Below are 15,709 nucleotides of genomic sequence, written 5' to 3'. Positions count from 1 at the left end.
CTTATCAGTCCACTGCCAGCGTGAAGACGGCCGGGGTCGCATCGTTCTGCTGCGGGTACAGCGTGCCCGAGAAGACCTGGCGGGTGTCCGCGCTCTCGACTTCGATGGTGTACGGCACCGGTTGGTCGGTCGTCGAATTGGGGTTGAGGCTCACCCAGATCTCGTACTCACCTTCGAGCGATTGGGGGAAGACCGCGTTTTCGATGTACCGCGACGAGGGCGATTCCTCACCGCAGGTGCCCGCGCAGTCGTGGCGGGTGAAGTTGCCCGGGTACGAGGTCGATTGGCTGTACTGGTTGTTGGCCGGGTCGCGCACGTACAGGTCGAGGTCGGCGCCCGGGGTGAACCAGCCCATCGAGACACGCACGTTGTCGTGCTCGACACATTCGCGCACGAAGCAGCGCGCCTCGGTGCCCAGGTCGGTGGTGCATTGGGCGTCGCCCTCCGGTCCGGTGGCACACTCGATGGCATCACCCCCGTAGGGTTCGGCGGTGTCGTAGAGGCCGCAGCCGAAGATGTCCTCCCAGATGCCGCCGGTAAAGAGTCCCTCTCCGGCGATGATGGGCAAGAAGTCCCAGGTCCACGTCCACTCGTGGTTGAAGCTGATGATGCCCAGGTCGACGCCCAGGCCGAAGAGGGCGCCGAAGCGGATGAAGTAGTCCCAGGTGCATCGAGGCGCTCGGAACGACGCGTTCAGGTCGGCCAACACCCTGACCGGCTCGAACCAAACGCCGGTTCGGTGGCGTCCGTACAGGTTGAGTTCGATCCCCAGGGCGACCGAGGCGCCCACGCCGACCTCGGCGTTGAATCCGTCTTCGATAAAGCCGTTGAACTGCGCGTCGCGTGAGTAGTTGGGTAAGTCACAGTAGGTGATCGTGGAGCCCGACTCCTCGCCGCCGACCTTGAACTCGGCGCCGTTGTCGGTGCCGAACCACACACACCCGTAGAACCAGTGCTCGTCGTAGTACTCGTAGGCGATTTGACCTCCCAGGCCCGCCTCGGCGTTGAACCCGAGGCGAATGTAGGGGTCGAGCTGCAGCTGCAGGATCCACACCTGGATGGTGGCGATGGGCGAGCCGAATTCGTCACTCCAGTACCGAATCATCGTGTCGCTGGCGTTGACCGCCGAGTTGGCGATGTTCAGCGCCACGTTGACCCCGTAGCCCACCCCGCCGTACAGGCCGATTTTGGCGACCGCCTCGATGTCGACGCAGCAGTCGATGTCGAAGTCGAAGCTCGCTTTGACGCCCACGGTGGCCATGAAGATGGGCTTGATGGTCAGGTTGAGCACGTTCGGGCCGAGCTGGTAGCCCTTTTCCTGCTTGATGGCGATGTCACCCGGGCAACGCTCGCTGTCGTTGGGGTTGGTGTCGGTGTTCAGGCAGAACGACAGGCTGCCGCCGAAGCTGCCGCTGGCCGCGTCGCCCTGGTCCTGGCCGACCGTCTCGGTGCTCAGGTTGCACTCGTCTTTGCACACGTGGTGGATGCAGTGGTCGAGGGTGTTGCCGTCGGGCAGGTTGGTGCACTCGCACAACTTGTCGCATTGCTGCTCGATGCAGTCGGCCACCGACAATCCCGTGCATACGCAGATGGGGTCGCCGTTGCTGTTGGTCTTGGTGTTGCCCGCCTGGATGCACTTTTGGTGCGGCTCCTGAGCGTCGTTGTCGGGGATATACTCGTCGGCGTTGTCCTCGATATCGGCTTTGCACGAGGCCTCGTACTTCCAGTTGCCCGCCGCGACGCAATCGTTGTGGTTGCCGTTTTGGGCGCGGAACTCCTCGGGGTTGTCGCGGATATAGGTGTCGCAGTTGTAGACCTCCGAGCCGCCGGCGTCGGGGTAGCTGCACTGCAACGGCTGCTGGCGCGTCTCGATATTATTCAGGCTGCGGGTGGCCATGCGCAGCTGCTCGGGGTTCAGCCCGGCGATTTGCTCGCGGATGAGCCGCGAGTTCATGTGCTCGCGCACGTCCTGCATCAGCGCCTGCGGGGTGTCGTACAGATACGGGTCGAGTGCGTCGAGGCCCAGGGGCACCTCGGCGCCCGGCTTGATATGCAGGAAGAAGTTACCGTGTTTGACGAACTCGCCGATCTTAGCCGGCCGCGTCTCGAAGATGATCCGGTCGCCCTCGACGCGAATCTCGTTGATGTAGTGGCGCACCATCGCAAATTTGTTGGCGATGATGTGGCCCGGTTTGTAGCCGAGCAACTCGCGGTGGCCCTCCAGCGGAAAGACCAGCCGCTCGAGGCTGTACTCGACGATCGCCTCGGCGTGCTCGTCGGCCAGCCAGTAGAAGTTGTCGGTCAGGCGCATGTCCTTGCGCATCGACGGGTCGGGGTTGACCGCCACGATTTGATCGTGGTCGAAAAACCGGCCCTGGGGCGCGGGGAACTGGCGTGGCCCCGGCTCTGGCGTGGGGATATTCTCCGGGGAGAGCACCGACTCCTCGTCGGGCGCTTGGTCCGGTTCGTCGGACACTCCACAAGCGCCGAGGGTCAGCGAAATCACCAGCAACAGCAAGAAGCTGGCGGCACGCGAAACGTGGCGCAACGAGTCCGTCTTCCTGGGGCGCAGCCATTTTCGAGTCATCATCTCACTCACTTTCATTAGCCAAGTGCGCACTTCGCGACAGTGACGTATGCACGGCGGTTTGGCCTTGTCCGATCGGATAAATCAATAAGGTCAAAATACGGTCATCGCCGGCCTCGGGCCGGTAGAACGAGAGCACCTTAGTCTCATCACCCTGAAACGAGACCTCTTGCTGGACTTGACCCAGCGGGGCGTTGCTCTTGCGGCGGGTCCAGCCGCGGGCCTTCATCGCCTGATAATAGAATTGCTGGAGCTGACGGGGGCCGACGCTTGTCACAAAAATATTCGACTCGTGCACACGCTCGCGGTCGAGATCGCGGAAGCGATTGACGCGCGTGCAACCGGGACACGAGGGCACCAGCGGGTCGACGCTCAGGTTCTCTTTGGCCTGGCCTGGCACCATTTTGGCGTAGTCGAACTCGTCGTCGCTCCACGAGGCGAGCACGGTGGTGCGCGCCATGGACGGCTCCCAGAACATCTCGACCCAGCGGTGGCCGCGAAACAGCTCCGACTCGTCGAGGTCGGGGCGGTACTGGCGAATCACCTCCAGCGGGTCGTCGGCGTGGCCGCGCATGGTCATCCCGCCCATGGTGATGTAGTCGTCGGTGACCACTTGCGGGGCGACTCCGCCCGACAAGCCGGTGAACATGCGGTCTTCCCAGTTGTCCTCGTTGACCTCGTAGTAGGCCCGGTCGTTGACCTCTTGGAGCGCGAACTCCTCCTGGTAGCGCAGCATCGCTTCGCGGGGGCGCTTGTCGAGGTAGTTGACCGAGAAGTAGACGGTGTTGCCGTTGAGGTCGAACGCCTGCGGCTCGTCGTGGCCGAGCCGCTCGAGGGCTTTGCCGAAGCGCTTGTTGGCCGAAGTGGGCCCAAAGCCAAGGTCGAGGTCGATGATATCGGCCTGGCCCTCGCGCACTTCGCCGGTCGGCCCCCATATGACGACCGCCGTGCCGACGGCGAAGATGACCGCCACCGCGGCGGAGATCTTGAGCAGGTTGAGCGCTATGTGGCGGGCGTCGAAATTCACCAATTTCATCCAGTCATTGCAGCGTATCAGCGTTGTAATTTACCGGCGATGTCAGCCGGATTTCGTCCTTCTCGGGCACATCGAGGGGCCCGTTGCCCAGTTGCAGATCGGGGGCGCCTTTGAACCCGAACGGCTTGTTGTAGAGAGCGTAGTCGGGGTTGGCCATCGTGAAGCGGGTGATGACCATGGCGCGCATCTGGTCGAACCAGGGCTCGCTTCCCAGGTACGTGGGCACCGAGACGTTGTAGTAACTCTCGAAGTCGATGACCCGATAGCCCATGTCGAGCTGGTCGGTGTCCACGCCGGTGACCGTGCCGTAGCGCATGTTGGCGGCCAGCGCGCCGCGGGCACCGCTCATCGAGATCATGCCGTTGAGCATGCCATAGATCGACTGAAACGGGTTCGAGGTATTAAAACCTCCGCCCTGGAAGTCGACGTTGGGGCCATCATAGAGCAGGTCGCGCGACAGGTACGACCCGCCGAGCAGGTCCTCGGGGTTGGCCGTGGGCGCTTCGTCGCTGAGCCCCAAAAAGCCGACGTCGAACATCTGCAGCGGACGCACCCGCGAGTACGACTCGCCGAAGTGGCCGCTGAGAACCAGGCCGTCGAAGCTATAGGTGGTGTGCTCGGCCAGTTTGATCGCCCCGCGGGTCAACGTGTTCTTTTGGCGCGGCTGGTAGGTCTCGAGTTGGACGATCGCGTCGGCGGCGGCGACCGGCGGCGCCATATGTACCGCCGAGCTCGAGCCTTGGAGCAGCCCGGTGAGCCCGTCGCCCACGTCGAGTCCCTGAACGTCCAGGGCTTTGTTGAAAGTGTTCTTGTAGGCCACGCCTTCGGTGACGATCGCCTTCGAGTGGATCTGGCCGAGCCGGTAGACGCCCCCGAAGATGAGGATGAAGACCGGCAAGGTGATCAGCAACTCGGTCAGCGTGGTGCCGAAGCGGTCGGCGTGGAAGCGGGCCAGATTCAGGCGCGCCCAACGAATCAAGCAAACGAAGGGGCTCATTTGGACACCCCCTGAATGGTCGATTTGCCCATCGAGAGGGTCGCCTTTTCCATGTAGGCCAGGTCGGACAAGGCGGTGAAGACGTCCGACAGCTCGGTCACCCCGAGCACGGCCGCCAGCGCAAAGCCGGTGACCGCGTCGTGGTAGACGTAGTTCATCGAATAGCCGGCCTCTGCAAACTCGTCGGTGATGGCCAGCGGTCGCAGCCGCGACGACCACGACGGATGCCAGAGGTCGGGGGTGTCGCCGTGGCTGAAGAAGATCTCGCTGCGTGCCGTCGCCCAATAACCGGAGGCGTTGTAGGTCAACTCCTGGCTGAGCATGTCGGTGCCGATGACCACGGGCACGTCGGGCGTGCTGTAGAGGCGGGCGCGCTTGGCCAAGTTCCCCAGGCCGCTCCCGCGGTGGTCTTCACCGATGATGCCGTACTTTTGTCGGGCGCGATCTTTGTCGTAGGTCCCCATGCGCGACTGGTAGGTGAGCACGATATTCGACGTGCTCAATTGCCACTCGGCCTCGGTCTCGGCGGGGCGCAGCAGCCAAGGCTCACCGATGACGCGGTCCTCGCCCAAAATATTCTCGAAGGAGTTCTGTGTGTACGGAAGCCCTACATCGATGAAGTCTTGGAAAGCGGCGCGGTAGTGCAGTCCGAGGGTGGTGGCGTAGCCCTCGATATTGTCGAGATGCTCGTAGTCCCCGCCGAGCACGCCCTCGGAGCGCATCCAAAAGACGAGCACGTTGGCGATATGCTCGAGCAAGAAGGGATCGATATGGTCGGTGCAGGTTCCGCCCTGGAGCATGGCCACAAGGCAGCCGCGCACGCTGCTGTCGTTGAGCGCGTCAGTCAGCACGCCCTTCATCGTGCCCACGTGGCCCGGATACACCGGCAGGGAATCGGCGTGCAGGGTGTAATTTGGCGAGCTCACCGCGCCGCCGCCGAACAACCCGCGGAACTGCTGGATCAGGTTGTTGGCCATCGAGCCCAAGCTCATCGGAAACGCGCCCACCGGGGCGGGCCAACTGCTCGACATCGTCGCGCCGTTTCGCACCGCCTTGACCAGGTGCTCCGACCAGCCCCACCAGGGGGTCAGCGCGAAGATGTAGCGCTGGTAGTTGTCGATGGCGCGCACGTCCTCGGCGATATACGACTCGAAGAGGCTGGGCGGCGGGCCGGTCTTGGCGCCGAAGTTGAACGCGTCGACATAAGCTGGGTTGGCCCAGTCGGTGTCGACATCCTCGATGCGCATCTGGTCGTCGCTGGCCCAGGTGACTTTGTTGCTGTAGCTGCGCCCGGACAGCAGCAAAAAGTCACTGTCGATCTCGCACAGGTCTTCGCCGGCTTCACAGGTCGCCCCGATCCAGCGGGCGCGCTCACGCTTGGCGGCGCGACACTTTTTGCAGGTGCTCGATTCGGGCTCGTCGCACGGCTCACACGTCGAGTTGATCTTGGTGACGATCCAGTTGTGCATCGTCTTCAGATAACTCGGATACAGGCTATGAATCCCCCAAATCGAGCGTTTGGAGATATTCGAATAAGCCATCATGTTCATCGAGCGTGCTTTGACCGCCGCCTGGCTGTACGCGGCGGTGTCCGCCGAAGCCTGCACCTCGGCCTTGTCTTTGGCCGCCAGTCCGGCGTCGTAGAGCGTCATCGCCAGCAAAATCAGGATCATGAAGGCGACCAGGGCCAAGATCATGATCGCTCCGCTCTCATCGCGCTCGAAGCGTTCCAAGATGTCGCCAAGTCGTCTCATGAAAGCGGCTCGCGGTGCGGCACTCAGTAAAGTTTCGGGTGATCGGGGGCGACGACCGCCTCGCGGTTGGGCCGCGGCAGTCGCTTCATCTCGAAAGAACGCTCGATATTGGCGTAGTGTCCCATCCGTCCGGCCACCTCGGCGACGTCGCCAAAGAGGCGGCCGACGAAGGGAAAGGCGTTGTAGTGGCGGTAGGTCAACTCCACGCGCACCTCTTCGGCGCTCGGGTTGGACACCTCCACGATCGTGGCGTGATAGGCGAAGGTAAACTTGCGGATGGTGCGCACGCTGTACGATTGGTTGTCGACGGCGCGTGCAAAGTTGGCGCTCTTGCGCCTGCTCAAGTTGACCGCGTCGACCATCTGGAAGCCCAGAAGTCCGCTGTCCTCGGTCAGCCTCGGGTGCTGCGCACCGGCGAGCGTCGCGCGCATCTGCTGGGCGGCCAGCGATAGCGCGCCGCCCCCGACACGCTGCGCGCCGGGGGCGACCGGGGTGAGAATGGCGGCGGCTTGGATGCGCGCACGTTCACCCGGATTGCACTCGATGCTGTTGCACGGCTCGCGCTCCCACAACCAGGCGGCTCGGGCCGCTTGAATCGTCGCCAGGTTGGTGAAGATCCCGGCGATATTGTTCACGGTCAGTTGCGCGATGCCGAAGATGAGCATCAGCAACACCGGCAGTGCGATGAGCGTCTCGGTCATCACTGTGCCGCGCTGGCTGCTCGCCAGCTTCACCGTGGCCGGCTCGCGGGCCTGCCAGATATACGCGCCCATCAGGTAGACGAAGAACCACAGACACGTCGAAAGTCCGACGTGCAACAGCAGCTCGGGCGCCATAAAGTTGCGAAAGGCCGGCTCTTCAATCACCTCGGCGAGCACCGCCTTAGTGGTCGGCTCGACGAAGACCCACAGCAAAAGGGCGCTCACCATCACAATCGCGAACCCGTGTGCGGCACACGTGCTCGCCCATGCGATCAGGCGCGACCTTCGGTCTCTCTGCGAGATCGAGCTGGGGGAGTGCGAGCTGGCGGCCATGGTAGTCGCTCGTCAAAAAGCAGGGCTCCGGGCCACTGCTCCGATAAATCTCAATTGGGGCGAATCTAATGCGCCCAGTTTAGCCGGTCACCACCACTTTTTCAATCGGTCGGGGCCGAATCGGGCAAAAAATGACCAATCGGTTAAAAATGGGCGCCCCGAACAACTTGCGGTTGCTCATTGTGACGACGCCACGTATCCTCGGGGCTATCGGAACGAGAGATCGCACGAAGGTATGAGACGCTGTGGGTGAAGCAAACTCCACATTGGTCATCGAGTTGGTGGTGGTGTGCATGACGGTGGCAGTGGGCGCCGTGTTGCTCGCCGACCGTTGGCCGTCGCCAGAGCTGCCGCTGATGGTCATGGGTGGCGTCGCCGGGATTTTTCTGATCTACGCCGTCTTCGCTGCGGTGCGCGATCTTCGCGCGATGCTGCGTACCCGCGCAGACGATCAGGAGGCGCCGCCGGCCGAGCAGACTCAACAGCCCGAACCGCCCCGGCAAGCTGCACAACCCCAGCCTCAGCAGCCCCAGCCCCAGCCCCAGCAGGCTGCGCAACCTCAGGCGGAACCGTCTTCTTCATCGGTGGAGACGCCTGCGCTGGCATTGGGCGCGCCGTCCGAAGCCGCCACCGAGTTCTTGTCCCTCGACGAGCTCCGCCCCGAAACGGAGCGCGACAACACCACCAGCCAGCTGCCCTCGGTGCCTCTCTTCGCCGAGAGCTCGATGTATTCGACCGCCGAGCTGGCCGCCGGCGCGCGCGAAATCTCCGAGCAAGAGGAGGCCGAGGAGGCCAAGACCGAGGCATTGCCGGCGGTGGAAGTCGCGGCGGTCGAGGAGGCCAGCGAGGCCAGGACCGAGGCATTGCCGGCGGTGGAGGTCGCGGCGGTCGAAGACGATGGACACGAGGACGAGAGTGAGGCGATGACCGAGGTTTTGGCCGATCTCGACTTTGACTTCGACTCCATCAAGTTGGAGGACTCGTGAGCGCTCCGGAGTCGCAAGAGCAGCCCTCGCAGCCGTCAGCGCTGATCATCAGTCGGGTGATACCGGTGGTGATCGTGGTGGCGGCCACCGTTTTTGCAGGGGTGTGGCGCATGCCGCAGACACGCCTGTGGGTCATCGACAAGGTCGGCCCCCACCAGATCCTCAACTTGAATGCCGCTCTGGAGGACCCCGACGAGGCCGTGGCCGCGCGCGCCTGCGAGATCACGCTGACCAGCCAATGGAGCTGGAAGCAGGTCGAAGCGTACCGCACCCTCTACAAGCGCCCTCCGGTCGCACTCGCATGCCTCGAAGGTGTGCGCAGCAAGATGACCAGCGGCAAAGATGAAGACAAAGAAGAGGAGGCCTCCGGCAGTTCACGCGCCGAGTTTTCGCCAGTCTCGCGTGCGCAATTGGCCGCTTTGAGGTTGGGACGCCAGTGGATGGTCGATTTGCATGAGGGGCGCGCGAATTCGTGCGAGACGGCGAGCGCAGCCAGAAAGGCGCTCGAGTTTGCCGAGGCCGAGCCTGCATATCCGTTGCTTCGCTGCGCGGTGAGCGCCTCGACCCCGGAGGCGCGGCAATGTTGTATCGACGAGATGGGCGGCGAAGACGCCTTCACAAAGCTACTCGAGCAGCCCGATCGTGTCTCGCTGATGCGCATCGACGAGCATTACGACGAATTGGTCCGCGCTGCGTTTCCCTCCGAGCCGGTCGCGGCGAAAGAAGAGGGGGAGGCGCAAGCACAGGCCGAGGACGAAGAAGAAACCGACGCTAAGCAGAAGGCCGACGACCAGAAGGCTGACAAGCAGCAGGCCGACAAGCAGACCAAGGACGCCGAGAAGAGTGACGAGGCGTTGGCCGCCAAAAAGCAGGATTGGGTCTTCAATCTCGGCTGTCGGTTCCACTTCGAGGAGCCTGCCCGCATGCAGGTGGTCAGTGCTTTCCTGCCGATCATCGAGTCGCCTGGGTGCTCACCGGATACGCCTCCTTGGCAGGGATATTACAACGCGCAAAACTGGTCCATGGTGTGCTCGGGGATGTACACCCAGCGGCGCACCGAGCAGAACATGAAACCACGCGAAGCGCTGTGCGACTCGCTCAAATACGCCTCGATTGATGAAGCGATCGGCGTGTCGATGGTGGGCACGGACACGGCGTTGAGCCGCGCCGAGCAAGAGGCGAGCGCTTACGAGGATCAGGGCCTCTTCGGGGGGGGCTATTTCTTCTCGGATGGGCCCACCGCACCGTACGTGACGTCGCGTCAGCGTCGGTCACGAAACGTCAGCTCGCGCGCTTCCACTGCGAGCCGCCAGATCCTCGGCTCGATGGCCCGCCAGCTCTTCCGTCGTTAGTGCGTCGCCTCACCGCGGTACTTCTCGAAGATTTCGACCACACGTCGGGCGGGGAGGGCGCGCACCAGGTGGTGGTCGACGCCGACCATCTCCTCGGCCATGCAAAGCGAGTTGAGCACCGCCTCTTCGGTGCACTCGATCGCCGCCTGATACAAGGGGTCCATCCACTGATTGGACAGTTGCGAGAAGTGGAGCAGACGCGGCTCGGAGGAGCGCGGCACGCGGTTGGCAGTCGAAAAGGCGAGGATGATCTCGCCCGAGCCGTGGGCGGCGTACGAGCCGGTGCGCCCGAGTCCCAGCGCCACGCGTTTGCACAAACGGGTCAACTGGTGGGTGCTCAGCGGCGCGTCGGTGGCGAGTACGCTGATGATGCTTCCGTGTAGGCTGACGCGCTTGGCCAGACCTTCGAGCCATGGCTCGAGCTCTCGTCCGACGGGGACCCCGTCGACGCGCAGATCGCGGATGCGCCCGAAATTATTGAGCACAAGCACCCCGAGGGTGTACGTGTCGCCGCCTTCGGGGACACACCGAGACGACGTGCCGATGCCTCCTTTCAAATCGAAGGAAACCATCCCGGTGCCGGCGCCGACGCCGCCTTCTTCGACAGGGCCGGCGCTGGCGTTATCGAGCGCCTCGTAGACGTGCTCGATCTGGACGTGCGGGCCGGCGATGTCGTTGAGGAACGAGTCGTCGCACTCACCGACGAGCGGGATGAGCACGTCGTGTTCGTTGCGGATGTCGGGAAAGCGCTCGAGCAGGTATTGAATGGCGCCCTGGGCGACAATCCCGACCGACAAGGTGTTGGTCAGCAAGATCGGCGTCTCGATCAGCCCCCACTCGAGCACCTGGACAAGGCCCGACAACTCCCCGGCGCCGTTGAGCACAAAGGCGCCCCCGACGACCCGGTTCATGAACAGGTCGCCTTGTTGGGGGAGAATGGCGGTCACGCCCGTGCGCACCACGCCGGTGGCGACGTCCTCGGGGTCGCCCTCGATGAGGGTTTTGTGGCCGACGGCGACCCCTTCGACGTCGGTGATGGCGTTGAGCGGGCCGGTCTGGAAGTCCCCGATGGTGATCCCGAGGTCTCTCAGTCGGCGGCGTTTCGAGCTTCCGTCTTCCATGACGTCTGGCCGGGCAGCGGTTGGGGCTGCGCCATGCGCTCTTTGTCGAGGCGTCGCATGGCCGGGGCGAGAATCTTCTGGATGAGCTCGCGGTACGACAGACCCGCGGCCTGGGCGATGACACACAGATCGGACCAGCCGGGGGCGAGCCCGGGAAGCGGGTTGCATTCGATGAAGTGCGGCTCGCCGCTGTCATCGAGTCGCAGGTCGATGCGAGCAAAGTCGCGGCAGCCGAGCACCTCGAAGGCCGCCTTGGCTGTGCGCTCGAGCCATGCGGCGAGCGCCGGCTCGACCTGGGCGGGCACTTCGAAGCTGACCGAGCCGTCGGCGTCGATCTTGTGGGCGTAGCTGTAGACGTGGAAGCCGTCCGCGTCGTGAAATCGTACTTCCATCGGCGGAAGCGCCTGCAGGTGCTCGTCTTCGAGCACTCCGACGGTGAACTCTCGCCCGCTAAGATACTCTTCGACCAGCGCCCCGTCCGGGTAGCGTTCAATGATCTCGGCGGCGCGCTCGCGCACTTGCCGTGGGGTGGTACACACACTCGCCTGACCGATGCCCTTGGAGGTGCCCTCGGCGACCGGCTTGACGATTACAGGAAAGTCGAGCGGGCCCAGGTTCATCTCGTCGACACGCCTGAGCACCACAAAGCCGGGCGTGGCGATGCCGGCCTGGCTGACCAGGCGCTTGGCGACGGCTTTGTCGAGGGTCAGCGCCATGGCCGTGGCGTCCGAGCCCGTGTAGGGGATGCCGTGCAGGTCGAGCAGAGCGGGCACGGCCGACTCGCGACTCCGCCCGCCGTAGCCCTCGGCGATGTTGAATGCCACGTCGATGTCGGCCTCGGCGAGTTCGGCGGGCAGCGCGGGCGTCGCCTCGAGAGGCACGACCTCGTGCCCCCAGGAGCCGATGGCTTCGATGAGCGCTGCGATCGTATGGGCGCTGTCGAACTCGGCCTCGGCGTCGTTGTGGCCGTCGGCGTCGAGGCTGGTGCGCTTGAGGTTGTAGATCAGGCCCACGCGCGTGGCGTCGTGGCGACGCGGCGAGCGGTGGCGGCGCAGAGCGGGTGGACGCGCCCCGGAGTCGAGTCCTTGGCGTGCGCACGCGCTGCGCACCACCGCGGCGAGCACCGCGTCGATATCGCGCAAGCCGACGAGGCTAGCCGAGGCGTAGATGCTCGCCTCGGGCTCGAGGCTCGGAAGCGCGTTCATCTCCAGAAAGAAGACCTCGTCGTCCGGGGTGACGCGAAAGTCGAGTCGGCCCAGATCACGCACCCCGAGCACCTCGACGGCGCGGCGAGCGTAGTCGGTCAGCCGGTCGATGACGGGCGAGGGGAGCTTGGCGGGCACCTCGACGGTGACCGCATTGCTCTGGTCGTGCTTGAGCTCGTAATCGTAGACCTCGAAGCCGCTGGGCGACGTGTTTGGCCGGCAGACACGGTACTGCGCCGGCGGCAAGACGCCGCCAGTGCGCGGCGAAACTCCCTCCAAGAAGGGCACCACGACGTCGGTGCCCACGATGAACTCCTCGACGAGCACGCCGTCGGGATACTGCACGAGCGTCTCGGCGACGCGTTGGGCGAGCCGGTCGGGGCCGTGAACCACCGAGTCGGGTATGATCCCCTTGGAACTTCCTTCGAAGTTCGGCTTGATGATCACCGGGAAGCGAAAGTCGGTCGGCACTGACGTGCGCGCGTCTTCGACGAGCAACGACTTGGGGGTGGGCACCCCGCGCGAGGCGACCAGCAGCTTGGTCAGCCGCTTGTCGAGCGTCGTCGTGCAGACAAAGCCGTCCGAGCCGGTAAAGGGCAACTCCAGTTGCTCGAAGATCATCGGGTAGAGCGCTTCACGGGTGCGCCCCGAAAATCCCTCGGCGGTGTTGAAGACCAAGTCGGGTTGGATGCGCTCGAGGCAGGACACGAGTTCGGGCAGCCGCCGACTGACCTCGACGGGCACGACCTCGTGTCCGAGTCGCTCGAGCGCGGCGCTGATGGCCTCGACGGTGGCGGCGGTGTCAAACTCCGCCTGGTCGAGCGTGTTCTTCTTCTGCAGGTTGTGCGTAAACGCGATTCTCACAGAGGGCCTCGAGGGATGCCGGAAAGGTGGCCGCACCCGCCATGGATGATGGCGAAATGGTTCACGCACGAAAGTAGACACGGCTGCAGCTCGGACATCCCTCGAGAGGCCGAATTTTGGCGGTGATCAACTTTTGGCCGCCGAGGTTGCCGCTCGGTTGCACGCGACGTATCCTGTGGCTGTGTCTCAATCATTTCGTCGCGCAGAGCCGCCTCATGCACTCCCCGACGCCTATGTTCTCGAGAAGCAAAAAGGCGATGTTGGCCATCGAGTGGATCTGGCTGCTCATCGGCACCGCCGCGGTCTTCGTGCATATGATGGAGACCTGGGCGACGCCCTTTTTGCCGATGTTGTGGATGGTGGGCGTGCTCGTGCTGTTCGTGGGCTATCGTTTTGGGATGGCGCTGCGCGATCACTACGCCCCCGAGATCGACGAGCCACAGCTGCAAGCCGAGCCGACGGCCAACGCCTCGGGCCCGATTCGCTACGACCGCGAGGGCGCCAAGGGGATGGTCTCGACCACCGACTGGGTCCCGCCGCATATCCGTGGCCGGCGACGGCGCGAGAAGGCCGAGCAGGCCAGGCAGGCCGAGCAGGCGGAGGCAGCCGGCAAACTCGAACTCCCCTCGGGCAGCGGCCAATTTGACGGCGCCGAGGTCGCCACGGTCTTCGCCGAGGTCGACGAGGAGACCGACCCGTTGGCGACTCATATCGTCGACCTGCGCCCGGAAACCGAGGCCGATATCACCGACAACGAGATCGTGATCCCGTCGTTCGCCGAGAGCACGATGACGATCAACGAGCGCGAGTACGCCCTGCGGGCGATGACGCGGCGTCGACCAGCCGAGGTCGAAACCAGGCAGGGCGAAACCGGGCAGGGCGAAACCGGGCAGGTCGAAACCGGGCAGGGCGACACGATGGAGGCCGACAGGACCCACGAGTTGGGCGCCGGCGGACCGGAAGATGAAGCGACCGAAGTCGACAAGACCCACGAGCTCGATATCGCCGCCGACGCCGACAAGACGCACGAACTCACGGCGAACCCCAAAGGCTCGGCCACAAAGGAGGCGAAGTGAGCCGACCGCGCCTCGACATGTCCGAGGTCGTCGACCGTATGTTCGACGACACCGCTGTGTGGCAACTGGTCTTTCTCGTCGCCGCCACGCTTTTGGCGAGCCTGTGGACCCTCGACTTCGTGCGCGCCGGTTTGTTCGGCCTCTTTGACGAAGAGCGCACCGGCCGGTTGGCCGCCGCTCTCGAAGACCCGAACGACGAGATCGCCGCCGAGGCCTGCGCGGTCATCCTGACCGACGGCCAAGGCTTGGTCCCCTCGGGGCTCATTCGCACGCTGTATCTGCGACCGCAGGTGGCGTTTTCATGCCTCGAGCAGGCCACCGCCACCGTCGAGAGGCGGCGCGCGGAGAAGGCGGCGAACGATGAGACTCCCACCGAAGACGACCTGCACAATCCTTTTTATCGCCGCGAGGTCGACCTGGTGCCACACCACGAGGTCGTCGCCTCGACCCTGGGCCAGCGCTGGATGACTGACCTGTTCGAGGGGACCAGCAACGCCTGCGAGACGGCCGACAACGCCCGCCGCGCCCTCGAGTACGCCAAGCTCGACACCGACTACCGGTTGTTGACGTGCGCGGTGGCCGCCGACTCCGCCGAGGTGCGTCAATGCTGTATCGGCCAGCTCGGCGGCAAAGACGCCTTCGTCGCGCTGCTCGACCGGCCCGATCGAGTGCCGCTTCGCGAGGCGAGCGACGACTATCGCGCGCTTGTCGGCGCGAGCTTTCCGAGCGTGCCCACCGCCAAGGTCGCCCTCGACCGGCGGCGGAGCGCTCGAGAGGCCGACACGCCCAACGCGCCGGTTGAAGGCGGCGAAAAGCGCTTTGGCGACCTGCAGTTCGACGTGCAAGACTGGGTCATCGACGTCGGCTGCCGGCTGCACTTCTTCGAGAGTTCGCGCCAGAAGGTCCCCGCGAGCTTCGAGCCGTTGGTCGAGTCGCAGAGCTGCGCGCCCACCGACCCACCCTGGGCTGGCATGTACAGCGCCCCGAGTTGGACGAAGACCTGCCTGGAGCGCTACGCCTACCGGCGCTCACAGGCCTACACCCCCCGCGAGTCCCTCTGTAAGTCCTTGGGTGACGCCACCGTCGACAGCGCCGTGTCAGTCACCAGCCTCATCGTCACCGCCGCCGTCTCCGAAGCGCGCGTCGTCCCCGGCGTGCAACGCGACGAACTCGAACTTGCCGGCGACAACTTCGGCGCCCGCCTCTACGGCTTCAAGCACGGCCGACCCATCGACGAGAACAACGAGCCCGAGTCGACCTGGAAGGGCGATGGGATGGTTTCGCCCATGGGTGGGCTGTGAACCGTGCTCAGTCGAAGAAAAGAGTAGAAGACAAGAAGAAAGAGAGCGGGGCGCAAACCCCGCTCTCTTCAGCTATCGAGTTCGAGGCGTCGCTAGCCGCACCAACTGCTCCGTGTACGGCTGCATGTACCAGCCGATGGGCGTGTGGGTGATACGGTTCGTCGGCGTGCCGGTTTGGCAGGTCCTCGCCGAGATGTTGGACGCGAGCAAGTGTCTGCCGACCCAGTCATCATCGGTGTTGTCGGCGACGGTGGTCCGTGTGCCATTGTACCATAGGGGACATCAGGGCGGCTCCTGTGTCGGTTGCGCAGGGCCTCCCCCCAAAATAGAAGAAGTACCCGGAAAATATTCGGTTATGAAATGGAGTGCAACCGCCTCTGTGGAGGAAGTGTGCCG

At 64.3% G+C, this 15,709-nt stretch carries 11 protein-coding genes; 4 read left to right on the top strand and 7 right to left on the bottom strand.

The genetic code is table 11. The annotated features are described in order from the left end of the window. Positions 1-4: 4 nt before the first annotated feature. The 5 genes from FIV42_RS08065 to FIV42_RS08045 are packed head-to-tail and all read right to left on the bottom strand — an operon-like array spanning position 5 to position 7,300. Positions 5-2,590, bottom strand: a complete 2,586-nt coding sequence (locus FIV42_RS08065; RefSeq protein WP_146983768.1) for a hypothetical protein — start codon at positions 2,588-2,590, stop codon at positions 5-7. Between the two features lies 1 nt (position 2,591). Next, on the bottom strand, positions 2,592-3,623 hold the full coding sequence (locus FIV42_RS08060; RefSeq protein WP_141197176.1) for a hypothetical protein: 1,032 nt from the start codon (positions 3,621-3,623) through the stop codon (positions 2,592-2,594). Positions 3,624-3,627: 4 nt separating this feature from the next. Beyond that, positions 3,628-4,620, bottom strand: coding sequence for a hypothetical protein (locus FIV42_RS08055; RefSeq protein ID WP_141197175.1), 993 nt, complete (start codon positions 4,618-4,620; stop codon positions 3,628-3,630). Further along, positions 4,617-6,374, bottom strand: coding sequence for a TadE/TadG family type IV pilus assembly protein (locus FIV42_RS08050; protein WP_141197174.1), 1,758 nt, complete (start codon positions 6,372-6,374; stop codon positions 4,617-4,619). The genes FIV42_RS08055 and FIV42_RS08050 overlap by 4 nt, the downstream gene beginning before the upstream one ends. Before the next feature lie 23 nt (positions 6,375-6,397). After that, the gene (locus FIV42_RS08045) at positions 6,398-7,300 is read right to left on the bottom strand and encodes a TadE/TadG family type IV pilus assembly protein (protein ID WP_141197173.1); all 903 of its coding nucleotides are present in this window, start codon (positions 7,298-7,300) and stop codon (positions 6,398-6,400) included. 353 nt (positions 7,301-7,653) lie between these two features. Between FIV42_RS08045 and FIV42_RS08040 the strand changes: the two genes are divergently transcribed. Together FIV42_RS08040 and FIV42_RS08035 are read left to right on the top strand one after the other, a co-directional pair. Continuing rightward, entirely contained in the window at positions 7,654-8,394 is a 741-nt protein-coding gene (locus FIV42_RS08040) for a hypothetical protein (RefSeq protein WP_141197172.1), read from the top strand. Continuing rightward, complete coding sequence (locus tag FIV42_RS08035) at positions 8,391-9,746, top strand: hypothetical protein (RefSeq protein WP_141197171.1); 1,356 nt, start codon at positions 8,391-8,393, stop codon at positions 9,744-9,746. Before FIV42_RS08040 ends, FIV42_RS08035 begins: the two co-directional genes overlap by 4 nt. Here the strand turns inward: FIV42_RS08035 and FIV42_RS08030 are convergent. Together FIV42_RS08030 and FIV42_RS08025 are read right to left on the bottom strand one after the other, a co-directional pair. Continuing rightward, positions 9,743-10,867 (bottom strand): DmpA family aminopeptidase, encoded by a 1,125-nt coding sequence (locus tag FIV42_RS08030; protein WP_141197170.1) that lies wholly within the window; start codon positions 10,865-10,867, stop codon positions 9,743-9,745. The two genes, FIV42_RS08035 and FIV42_RS08030, sit on opposite strands and share 4 nt — an antisense overlap. Continuing rightward, entirely contained in the window at positions 10,834-12,936 is a 2,103-nt protein-coding gene (locus FIV42_RS08025) for a D-alanine--D-alanine ligase family protein (RefSeq protein WP_141197169.1), read from the bottom strand. Before FIV42_RS08025 ends, FIV42_RS08030 begins: the two co-directional genes overlap by 34 nt. 233 nt (positions 12,937-13,169) lie before the next feature. On the opposite strand from FIV42_RS08025, the gene FIV42_RS08020 reads away from it, so the two are divergent. Both FIV42_RS08020 and FIV42_RS08015 read left to right on the top strand, forming a co-directional pair. Beyond that, positions 13,170-14,012 carry a fatty acid desaturase gene (locus FIV42_RS08020; RefSeq protein ID WP_141197168.1) on the top strand — a complete coding sequence of 281 codons (843 nt, stop codon included), beginning with the start codon at positions 13,170-13,172 and terminating at the stop codon, positions 14,010-14,012. After that, the gene (locus FIV42_RS08015) at positions 14,009-15,313 is read left to right on the top strand and encodes a hypothetical protein (protein WP_141197167.1); all 1,305 of its coding nucleotides are present in this window, start codon (positions 14,009-14,011) and stop codon (positions 15,311-15,313) included. Before FIV42_RS08020 ends, FIV42_RS08015 begins: the two co-directional genes overlap by 4 nt. Positions 15,314-15,709 lie beyond the last annotated feature (396 nt).

This window comes from Persicimonas caeni (genome assembly GCF_006517175.1).
In the GTDB taxonomy this organism is placed as follows: domain Bacteria; phylum Myxococcota_A; class Bradymonadia; order Bradymonadales; family Bradymonadaceae; genus Persicimonas; species Persicimonas caeni.
Note: the sequence above shows the minus strand (reverse complement) of the source record. Positions and strands in the feature narration are given on the sequence as shown.